This window comes from Endozoicomonas sp. ONNA2, assembly GCF_024606365.1.
GTDB lineage: Bacteria > Pseudomonadota > Gammaproteobacteria > Pseudomonadales > Endozoicomonadaceae > Endozoicomonas.
Genome location: NZ_JAHHPO010000167.1, coordinates 1 through 9,162 on the forward strand (window position 1 = coordinate 1; position 9,162 = coordinate 9,162).

General features: G+C 50.6%; 10 protein-coding genes. 7 read left to right on the top strand and 3 right to left on the bottom strand.

The window, feature by feature from the left end; all coding sequences use genetic code 11:
- Positions 1-41: 41 nt before the first annotated feature.
- Positions 42-272, bottom strand: coding sequence for a hypothetical protein (locus KDK14_RS03040; protein WP_257263547.1), 231 nt, complete (start codon positions 270-272; stop codon positions 42-44).
- Positions 273-430: 158 nt separating this feature from the next.
- Between KDK14_RS03040 and KDK14_RS03045 the strand changes: the two genes are divergently transcribed.
- A complete protein-coding gene (locus KDK14_RS03045; protein ID WP_257263548.1) occupies positions 431-1,024 on the top strand; it encodes a HugZ family protein in 594 nt (197 codons plus the stop codon).
- Between the two features lie 152 nt (positions 1,025-1,176).
- Positions 1,177-2,289, top strand: coding sequence for a bifunctional diaminohydroxyphosphoribosylaminopyrimidine deaminase/5-amino-6-(5-phosphoribosylamino)uracil reductase RibD (gene ribD, locus KDK14_RS03050; protein WP_373691021.1), 1,113 nt, complete (start codon positions 1,177-1,179; stop codon positions 2,287-2,289).
- Between the two features lie 139 nt (positions 2,290-2,428).
- Here ribD and KDK14_RS03055 read toward each other — a convergent pair whose 3' ends face one another.
- Positions 2,429-3,778 carry a hypothetical protein gene (locus KDK14_RS03055; RefSeq protein WP_257263550.1) on the bottom strand — a complete coding sequence of 450 codons (1,350 nt, stop codon included), beginning with the start codon at positions 3,776-3,778 and terminating at the stop codon, positions 2,429-2,431.
- A 218-nt stretch (positions 3,779-3,996) separates the two neighbouring features.
- On the opposite strand from KDK14_RS03055, the gene ribBA reads away from it, so the two are divergent.
- From ribBA to ribA, 5 genes are all read left to right on the top strand, one after another.
- Positions 3,997-5,115, top strand: coding sequence for a bifunctional 3,4-dihydroxy-2-butanone-4-phosphate synthase/GTP cyclohydrolase II (gene ribBA, locus KDK14_RS03060; protein WP_257263551.1), 1,119 nt, complete (start codon positions 3,997-3,999; stop codon positions 5,113-5,115).
- Between the two features lie 458 nt (positions 5,116-5,573).
- Positions 5,574-6,059, top strand: a complete 486-nt coding sequence (gene nusB, locus KDK14_RS03065; protein WP_257263552.1) for a transcription antitermination factor NusB — start codon at positions 5,574-5,576, stop codon at positions 6,057-6,059.
- 71 nt (positions 6,060-6,130) lie between these two features.
- Positions 6,131-7,120 carry a thiamine-phosphate kinase gene (gene thiL / locus KDK14_RS03070; RefSeq protein WP_257263553.1) on the top strand — a complete coding sequence of 330 codons (990 nt, stop codon included), beginning with the start codon at positions 6,131-6,133 and terminating at the stop codon, positions 7,118-7,120.
- Between the two features lie 22 nt (positions 7,121-7,142).
- Positions 7,143-7,676 (top strand): phosphatidylglycerophosphatase A, encoded by a 534-nt coding sequence (locus KDK14_RS03075; protein WP_257263554.1) that lies wholly within the window; start codon positions 7,143-7,145, stop codon positions 7,674-7,676.
- Between the two features lie 183 nt (positions 7,677-7,859).
- Complete coding sequence (ribA, locus tag KDK14_RS03080; protein ID WP_257263555.1) at positions 7,860-8,453, top strand: GTP cyclohydrolase II; 594 nt, start codon at positions 7,860-7,862, stop codon at positions 8,451-8,453.
- 120 nt (positions 8,454-8,573) lie between these two features.
- Here ribA and KDK14_RS03085 read toward each other — a convergent pair.
- On the bottom strand, positions 8,574-9,162 hold a 589-nt coding region (locus KDK14_RS03085), incomplete at its 5' end, for a transketolase C-terminal domain-containing protein (RefSeq protein ID WP_306671444.1).

Sequence of the window (9,162 nt, forward strand, 5' to 3'; positions counted from 1 at the left end):
ATAAAAGAAATCTTTTCTTTTTGTCTCTGTGTCTTTGTGGTTCAAAAAAAACGAGAACCACAGCCGGGGACTGTTGCCTCCGGGGCAAGGTGGTTTTCTGCCATTGAGAGCGAGTCATCCATGGCGGGCGGATAGCCGTTGTTAACTGCGATCTGGTCTACTGTGAGGGGGAAGAGCAATATCGGTGGCCCGGGCAAACAAAATGCACTGGCATTCCATCGGGGTACTTTACTTTGATGGTAAGAGGATGGTACGAACTGTTTGCTATACATGACAGATGCCTGTTTTTATCGTTTTTTTAATTTAAAGCCGTTGGCTCGGCTAAAACAGCTATCTAATATCATAAATTGCCGTTTATTATGCGCAAAAGCAGGCGGCAAAATGACAAAACACGTCACCAATCGTTTAAAATCGAGCCGTTATGGTGAAGATGCACAAGCAAGAGCGCACACAACCGGTTATAGTTCGGGCTAACAATGTTGATTATCAGCTTAAGGTCATCATGAGCAAGAAAGCAGCAATTATAGAAGGTGAAGAGCTTGCGGCAATCGCCGAGTGCTGCAAGAAGCTGGTAAACAGCCATAAAACGTTAACTCTTTCCACCCTGTCTGCGCAAGGAAAGCCGGAAATCAGCTACACTCCCTACCTGCGCGGGGAGGATGGCAATTTTTATATATTCATCAGCGAGCTGGCTCACCATACACCTAATCTGCAGGCTAACCCTGTCTGCTCAATCCTGTTTGCAGCCCCTGAGTCAGAAACCAAAAACCTGTTTGCCCGTGAACGTGCCTTTTTCCATTGCCAGGCTGAAGAGTTGCCAAGAGGCAGCGAACGCTGTGACCACTGGCTGGACCTGGTTCAGGAAAAGTTTGGCAGCACGGTGGAAGTATTACGTAATCTGCCAGACTTTCATCTGTTTGCGCTGAAACCTGAAAATGGACAATATACCGCAGGTTTTGGCAAAGCCTTCAAAATCGATGCTGATGGCTCGTTCAGCCATATTGTTATTGACAAGAAAAAGTAATGAGCATAATTCCCTGACATAAATGCCCATAGCGCGTGAAAATATTTTGCGCCACCCTCAAGGATGAAAAATGGTTAAACAAAATATTTTTCACGGCAAAGTTACATTAAACCGAGGTTCCAATGACCCGAGAAGCGATAGAAAGGGGCTTTATGGCCAAGGCAATTGAGCTGGCTCGCTCAGGTTGGTACACAACCATGCCTAACCCGAGAGTCGGTTGTGTCATTATAGACGTCAACGGTCATATTGTTGGAGAAGGCTGGCATGAAAGGGCAGGAGGGCCTCATGCCGAGGAGAAGGCACTGCGTATGGCTGGCATGAGGGCCAAAGGTGCCACCGTGTATGTAACCCTGGAACCCTGCAACCATATTGGCAGAACACCGCCTTGCACAGAAGCACTCAAGGCTGCCGGTGTCGCACGGGTGGTTGCCGCCGTAGAGGATGTAAACCCTTCCGTATCCGGGAAAGGCATGGCCATGCTTCAGGCAGCGGGGATAGAAACCCTCTTCGGTGTGCTTGAAGATGAAGCCCGGGCCCTGAATGAAGGTTTTTTCAAGCGCATGTCTTCCAGGATGCCGCTGGTCAGGGCGAAACTGGCCATGAGTCTGGACGGCAGAACCGCCATGGCCAGTGGTGAATCCCAATGGATTACCGGCCCCATGGCACGCAGCGAAGTGCAAAAACTCAGAGCACAGAGTTGTGCAATTATCACGGGGGTAGGCTCGATCCTTCACGATAACTCTTCACTGACGGTTCGCCCCGATGAACTGGGTTTGGCCAACGCAGCTGCTATCTGCAAACGTCAGCCACTGCGAGTGGTTCTGGACTCAACACTGCAAACACCCATTGATGCCAAAGTCATTTCAGGCCCCGGACATTGCCTGATCGTGACCACCGCACAATGCTGCCCTGAGAAAAAAGCCCTGCTGGAGCAGGCGGGTGCAGAAATACTACTGTTAGATAATGCTGGGCAGATAACGGCGGGCAGAGTAAACCTCCCGGCGCTATTAGCAGAGTTGGGGCGCAGGGAGTGCAACGAAGTGCTACTGGAAACCGGCGCTCAACTGGCTGGCAGTATGATGGCTGAAAACCTGATTGATGAACTGGTGGTGTTCATGGCTCCGGTTCTGCTGGGCTCAGAAGCAAGACCTCTGTTGAATTTGCCACTGCACCGCATGTCTGAAAAAAAAGAGCTGGTTATCAAAGATATCCGGGCAATAGGTAATGACTGGAAAATCACGGCGAGGCCAGCAATTTCTGGATAATGCTTGGATAATGCTTGGATAATAATAGTCGCATCATGAGAAAAGGTCGTTGTAGATGGCATAAGTAGTTGGCCAACTACTTAACAACTTGAGCCCAACTATAATCAGGGCGAATAAGTAACTGGCCAACGACGCCACACTAATTTTTCTTGCCGGTCATGTAGTGCTTGTTATCGAGCACAAATAATTCTGCCTCAGGGTATTGCTCCATGACTTCAGACAATGTTTTTTTTGGATAATCAAGCTCACCTTCTGGGCCTGCAACCATTCTTACCGCTTCCTCCAGATCGCAAACAACGATCCTGCAATTTTCAGTACAAGCCATCAGGCGAACATCAGTTTCAAGGGCATAATTATGATTATTTCGTAACTTTTCAATATCATCTTTAAGCACTGGAGTGACTTCCGGGTCAAACGGCTTCAGTTTACCCTCGCCTTGCAGGCACTTTATTCCCTCTTCGTAGGATCGCTTTCTTAAATCCGTGATGCTGGAATGACCTCTAAGCTTGCATATTCCATCGTAAAAACAATCGCCCTGGCGAGTCGTCTGAAAAAAATTCCGGTGGTACTTCTTTAATATTTCTTTCGCCTTTTCCTCTTGCCGACGACATTTTTCATCATGACTGACGCCGGTTTGTTTACTGGCAGCGATACCCTGCGCCATACCGGGATCGCTCTCAGTCACCGTGTCTGGGCTTAAACTAAGCCCAATGGCCTTTTGCACATCTGCCTGCTCTCTAGCAAGGTGCCAAAGACGCCTTTGCTCATCTTGCTGTTCCGTTAATCTGCTGCGCACTATCGCCTCAATCAGGGTGGGATCATTCTCATTACTTACGGCCATGCTATCGCTTATAGCTTTTGCCAGCCGGGCTGCCTCCGTGGCATCACGTCTTGACTGATCCGTCAATTGAGTCTTCATACTGCGCACCAATGCTTGTTGAAGTCCATAATCATGTGGGTCAGCATTTGAGTGGTTATGGCTCACAGGGCTCTGGGCATAACCGATATCCCGCGGGTCATTACCAAACCCGGGTGCTCCTTCAAATGGCTCAGGAAATTCACCCGGATTACTGGCTGTTTCACTACCTGAATCATGGTCTGACCCTGCCGGAGGTAATGTCTGGCTATTTGTGTTCTGGCCAACCTCGACTGCTGGCAATGGTGCCTTGTATGAGATGTGCCTGACAAAGGGCACAGCGCCTGTGTTCAGGGCCGCAACATACCTGTCTTTTATGCTTTTCTCTATGGAGGGTGTCTGGAGCGCTTCCTCCATCGTTTTCTTGTAATGAGATGCGAAGAGGAAACATTTGACATGATTTTTCAGATAAGAAAAAAAACCTTCTTTTACATCCAGCTGGTAAACACATCGTCCATCTGACGTATGCACTTTTTGCATATCCAAAGATCGCCAGTTGCTGTTGTTATTTCTGCTCCATTGTTCAAGAACGTCAGCAGAAGATTTTAATACCTCCGATATATTTCTTAACATTATAAAAAATCCCTTTTAGCATTCTATTAATTAATGATAAACCAAATAAACAGCGACGATGCGCCCAGCCTGAAACTGACAAGCTATTCACAACACAGCGCAGCTTATCCATAAACCGCTGTTAACCCCCGATGAAAAGAGTAAAATAGCTCCCACACATTTTTCGCCTATAGCTGATAAAAATCGTACCGGAAACCACCGGGTATCAGAGGGACATTATGCAGCTGAACTCCATCGAAGCACTTCTAGAGGACATTCGCCTCGGCAAGCCGGTCATACTGATGGATGATGAAGACCGTGAGAACGAAGGAGATTTGATCATCGCTGCGGAGAAAATCACACCGGAAATAGTTAACTTCATGACCCGTGAGGCGAGGGGACTACTCTGCCTGACGTTAACCGGCGAGCGTTGTGACTATCTTGGCCTTACGCAAATGGTGAGGGCGTCTGACAACCAGTCTGGCTATGGCACACCATTCACCGTTTCTATTGAAGCAGCAGAAGGGGTGACCACGGGTATTTCCGCACAGGATCGAGCCAGGACCATTTTAACTGCGGTGGACCCACTGTCACGCCCGGCTGACATTGTCCAGCCAGGTCACATTTTCCCGCTTCGCGCCCGGGCGGGCGGGGTATTGAGCCGCGCTGGCCATACCGAAGCCGGTTGCGATCTTGCCCGCCTGGCAGGACTGACACCGGCAGCCGCCATTATTGAGATCATGAACGAAGATGGCTCAATGGCCCGTCGCCCTGACCTGGAAGCGTTTGCAGAAAAGCATGACCTGAAAATGGGTACTATTGCCGATCTGATTCACTACCGGATGCTCCATGAAAAAACCGTAGCAAAGGTTGACCAGCGGGTGATCAAGACCGACTTTGGCCAGTTCGATCTTTCGGTTTATCAGGACCACATCAGCAACTGCAAGCACCTGGCGCTCAGCAAAGGCTATATTTCGTCGGACTCCCCAACACTGGTTCGGGTGCACGCCATGGAACCTTTCCGTGACCTTCTGGCAGCGCACAGTGAAGGTGCCCGCACCGGCTGGTCTCTGCACAAAGCCATGGCCAGAGTAGCAGAAGAAGGCACGGGTGTTGTTGTGCTCCTGGATTCCGGCAGCCATCAGGACCTCGGCATGGCCCTGGAGCGCTTTGTTGATGCCAGTGAGCGTTCGTATTCTGATGGTATATCCAGAGCCTATCAGGCCATTGGTACCGGCTCGCAGATTTTACGGGACCTGGGCGTTGGCAAGATGCGCCTGTTAAGCTCACCCATCCGTTTTGCGGCACTGTCCGGGTTTGACCTGGAGGTTGTGGAGTATCTGCCTTTCGGTGAGTAATGGAATAACCACATCATTATACCTGGCCCGGGAAAAGTTCGCCGTCCGCTTCCCGTCACCTGTTGTTCGCAAAAGCACAAGCGATTCCTGCTTCGGGTAAATAAATCACCATTAGCGTTGTCCGATCATGTAAACTGATTTGTTACCGTCCAGCTGTATTAAATGCATATCTTTATTTGGTGCACATCTTTTTGATGCACATCTTTTTGATGCACATCTTTTTGATGCAAAAGTTACCTTTGCTATTACTATTTGATGGGTAGATTGTCTGACGGTAAACCGCACGTTGATTATCTTGCTAACGAAAGTGTTAAAAAGCCGCGTTAATCTGCAAGATGCAATGCTGACCCTTGATGCCCTGCTGGTGTCCCAGTCTGGTAGAAACGGTCGAAAGGCCCACGCCTTTCGAATGGTATTCCTGTTAATAACTTTGGAGACTTGAGGTGAGCACCTCGCCAATGAATAACCCACAAGGCACGCCCGCTCAAAAGAAGAGCCCCAATCGGCTCAACCCGTCGGCTCGCAGAAGAGCACGGCAGCTGGCCCTTCAGGCGCTGTATCAGTGGCAAATCGCCAAATCACCACTAAACCAGATTGAAGCGCAATTCCACACTGACAATGATTTCAGCAAAGTGGATGCCGAGTATTTCAGTGCCATCATCCATGGTGTTCCCAACCGCGCCAACCAACTTGATGAAGCGATGACCGCCGTGCTGGACCGCCCATTGAACCAGCTTGACCCGGTGGAGCTTTGTGCCCTGCGTATTGGTTGCTTTGAACTGATGAACCGCAAAGATGTTCCTTACCGGGTAGTGATCAATGAAGCCATTGAACTGGCCAAACGCTTTGGCGCCCAGGACTCTCATCGCTATATTAATGGCATCCTTGACAAACTGGCACCGCGTCTACGTTCTGAAGAAGTGCATGCTTACCGCAAAAAATAGGCTGATTATAAGCTGCCTAAGCCATGACGGAGTCAGGTACTATAGACCACTTGACCATTTAACGGGGATTTATGGCCACTGGTGTAATGGGTGAATTCGAGCTGATCAAACGCTACTTTGCTCGCCCTGAGATCGCCCGGATTCAAGGGCAGTATACCAGCAGTATTCTTGGTATTGGTGATGACTGTGCGCTTTTTGATATCCCCAGAGACATGCAGCTTGCCCAGTCGCTGGACACCCTGGTGGAAGGGGTCCACTTCCCTGGCGAATGCGATCCTTTTGCCCTTGGATACCGGGCCCTGGCGGTCAACCTCAGTGATCTTGCGGCCATGGGGGCCGAACCCCACAGTTTTACCCTCGGCCTGACCCTGCCCAGGGTTTCCGAACTCTGGCTGAAAGAGTTCTCCGAAGGTCTCGCCCACCTTGCCCAGCGATTTAAAATCCCGCTGATTGGTGGAGATACCACGAAAGGACCACTGACCCTCTCCCTACAGGTTCAGGGCCTTGTCCCCAAAGGACATGCCTTGCTGCGCAGCGGTGCCCGGCCCGGTGATCTTATCTGTATTTCCGGTACATTGGGTGATGCCGCCGGTGCGCTGCCTTCTGTATTGAGCGGCGAGACACCGGAAACCTGTGGTGATGAAAGACTTAAATACCTGTTACATCGCTATTGGTATCCCTCCCCCCGTCTATTTGCCGGCCAATGGCTGCGCCAGGCAGGTGCTACCTCAGCCCTGGATATTTCCGATGGACTGCTGGGTGACCTTGGTCATATCCTCGAAGCCAGCAACGTGGGCGCAGAAATCGAGCCCGGGCTGGTGCCCAGATCGGCAGCCCTTGACCGGTTCCATGACCAGGATACCGCTCTCACCCTGGCCCTGACCGGTGGTGACGATTACGAACTCTGTTTCACGATCCCTCGCTCCATGGCTCAGACACTACCGGCGAAACTCTCAGATGGCTGCCCCATTACCTGTATTGGCCAGATTATTGATGAGTACGGAATAATCAGAGACCCACAGGGCAACCTGCTCAGCAAAAAAGCCTACACTCATTTTTGATTTTTGAAAGAATATAAAGCCCATGACGCTCTCCACCAAACAAGGCATAGCACCAGGAGAAACCTGCTGGAAAAATCCTGTTCACTTTCTCGCCCTTGGCTGTGGCAGTGGGCTGGCACCCAAAGCGCCCGGCACCTTTGGTACCATTGCTGCCGCATTCTTTTACCTGCTACTGCAGGGATTGGGCCTGTGGACATACCTTGAGATTGTGCTTGTCGCGTCAGTGGCCGGTTTCTGGCTCTGTGGACGGACCGCAAAAGATCTGGGAGTGCATGACCATCCTGCCATAGTCTGGGATGAATTTTGCGGCTTTTGGGTAACCATGATTGCCGCCCCCGCAGGATGGCAGTGGATTCTCCTGGGCTTTCTCCTGTTCAGGCTGTTTGATATCTGGAAGCCATGGCCGATCAGTTGGCTGGACAGGACAGTTCATGGCGGTATTGGCATTATGATTGATGACCTGGTGGCAGGCGTCTTTGCCTTGATATCCCTTCAGGCCATTCACTATATCTATCTGGCGAAAGTGCTCACCTTGACATCCTATTATCAGGGATGAGTTTTGTGAAACTCACGGAATCATGCGGATTGAGGCAAATTGTTCCGGACTGAGTAAATCCGGACTGAGTAAAATAGTGAGGTTATTCTGGGACAAATCCTTATCTTCCTGCCTTATTACCATACTCGCCTGAAGCCTCACGGACTGATACAATCCGCCCACAAACTACATAAGGAGCAGTGAGTGCCTGTCAGTTTTGTTGCAGATTCTCGCTTACCCACGCCCTATGGCGAATTCATCATGCATGGTTTCGAAGACAGTGATATGGGCAAGGAGCATCTGGCATTAACCATGGGGAATGTCAGTCAGGGGGGACCGGTGCTTGCCAGGGTTCATTCCGAATGTCTGACAGGCGATGCACTGTTCAGCATGCGCTGCGACTGCGGCCCACAACTTCAGGCGGCCCTGGAGCGTATTGCTGAAGAAGGTCGGGGAGTATTACTTTATCTCCGCCAGGAAGGCCGTGGCATTGGTCTGCTGAACAAGGTTCGTGCCTATCACCTTCAGGACAGCGGTATGGATACGGTTCAGGCTAATGAAGAGCTGGGTTTTGAGCCGGATATGCGCAAATATGACATGTGTAAAACCATGCTTGATCATCTTGGCATTTGCAGCCTGAGACTGATGACTAACAATCCACGCAAAGTGGAATCTCTTACCAACCTGGGCATTCGGGTTGTCGAAAGAATTCCCCTCCAGACCGGTCAAAACCCTCATAACGAGCGTTATCTGGCCACGAAGGTGTGGAAGCTGGGCCACATGTACAACATGGCCTGAACAAAATAACGGGGAGCCATCTGGCTCCTTTTTTATTATCTGTACATTGCCGTGTTATTCAGGATAAAAGGGAGGTTGTCCGGGGATGGCAGAAAATTGAGGATAACGCAGTCGGGCAATCTATTCCCGGACAGCCTCCCGGGCCCCGGTTGCCGCCATGCCAAGATGAAATGACTGCCTCTCTATCCGCTCCATCCGGTCACGAACAGAACGAATAATACCCGCCGTATCCAGCCCGCACTGAGCCAACTGTTCCCTGTGGCTTGCGGCTTCAATGTAGGTATCAGCAATACCAAGATTGAGAACCGGCACATTAACCTCCTGCCTCTGCAGATATTCCATAACACCTGAGCCTGCACCACCAGCAATACACCCTTCTTCCAGAGTTACCAGCAGCTCATGGTTGGCAGCAAGCTCTTTGACCAGCGTTTCATCCAGAGGTTTAACAAACCGCATATTGGCAACCGTTGCGTCCAGCGACTCAGCAGCTGCCAGGGCATTCCCCAACAATGTGCCAAACACCAGTAGCGCTACCCTGCTTCCTGTACGACGAATTTCACCTTTACCAACAGGCAAAGGCAGAAGATCAGGACAAATCTCGGCACCAGGGCCTGTTCCTCGTGGGTAACGAACCGACGCCGGCCCATCATAAAGAAAACCAGTAGACAGCAGCTGTCGGGTTTCATTTTCATCACCCGGCGTCATCACC

What these genes read in the sequence shown, in the direction of transcription:
- KDK14_RS03040 (WP_257263547.1), bottom strand. Translation starts at nt 272, where the DNA reads ATGTATAGCAAACAGTTCGTACCATCCTCTTACCATCAAAGTAAAGTA.
- KDK14_RS03045 (WP_257263548.1), top strand. Translation starts at nt 431, where the DNA reads ATGCACAAGCAAGAGCGCACACAACCGGTTATAGTTCGGGCTAACAAT.
- ribD (WP_373691021.1), top strand. Translation starts at nt 1,177, where the DNA reads ATGGCCAAGGCAATTGAGCTGGCTCGCTCAGGTTGGTACACAACCATG.
- KDK14_RS03055 (WP_257263550.1), bottom strand. Translation starts at nt 3,778, where the DNA reads ATGTTAAGAAATATATCGGAGGTATTAAAATCTTCTGCTGACGTTCTT.
- ribBA (WP_257263551.1), top strand. Translation starts at nt 3,997, where the DNA reads ATGCAGCTGAACTCCATCGAAGCACTTCTAGAGGACATTCGCCTCGGC.
- nusB (WP_257263552.1), top strand. Translation starts at nt 5,574, where the DNA reads ATGAATAACCCACAAGGCACGCCCGCTCAAAAGAAGAGCCCCAATCGG.
- thiL (WP_257263553.1), top strand. Translation starts at nt 6,131, where the DNA reads ATGGCCACTGGTGTAATGGGTGAATTCGAGCTGATCAAACGCTACTTT.
- KDK14_RS03075 (WP_257263554.1), top strand. Translation starts at nt 7,143, where the DNA reads ATGACGCTCTCCACCAAACAAGGCATAGCACCAGGAGAAACCTGCTGG.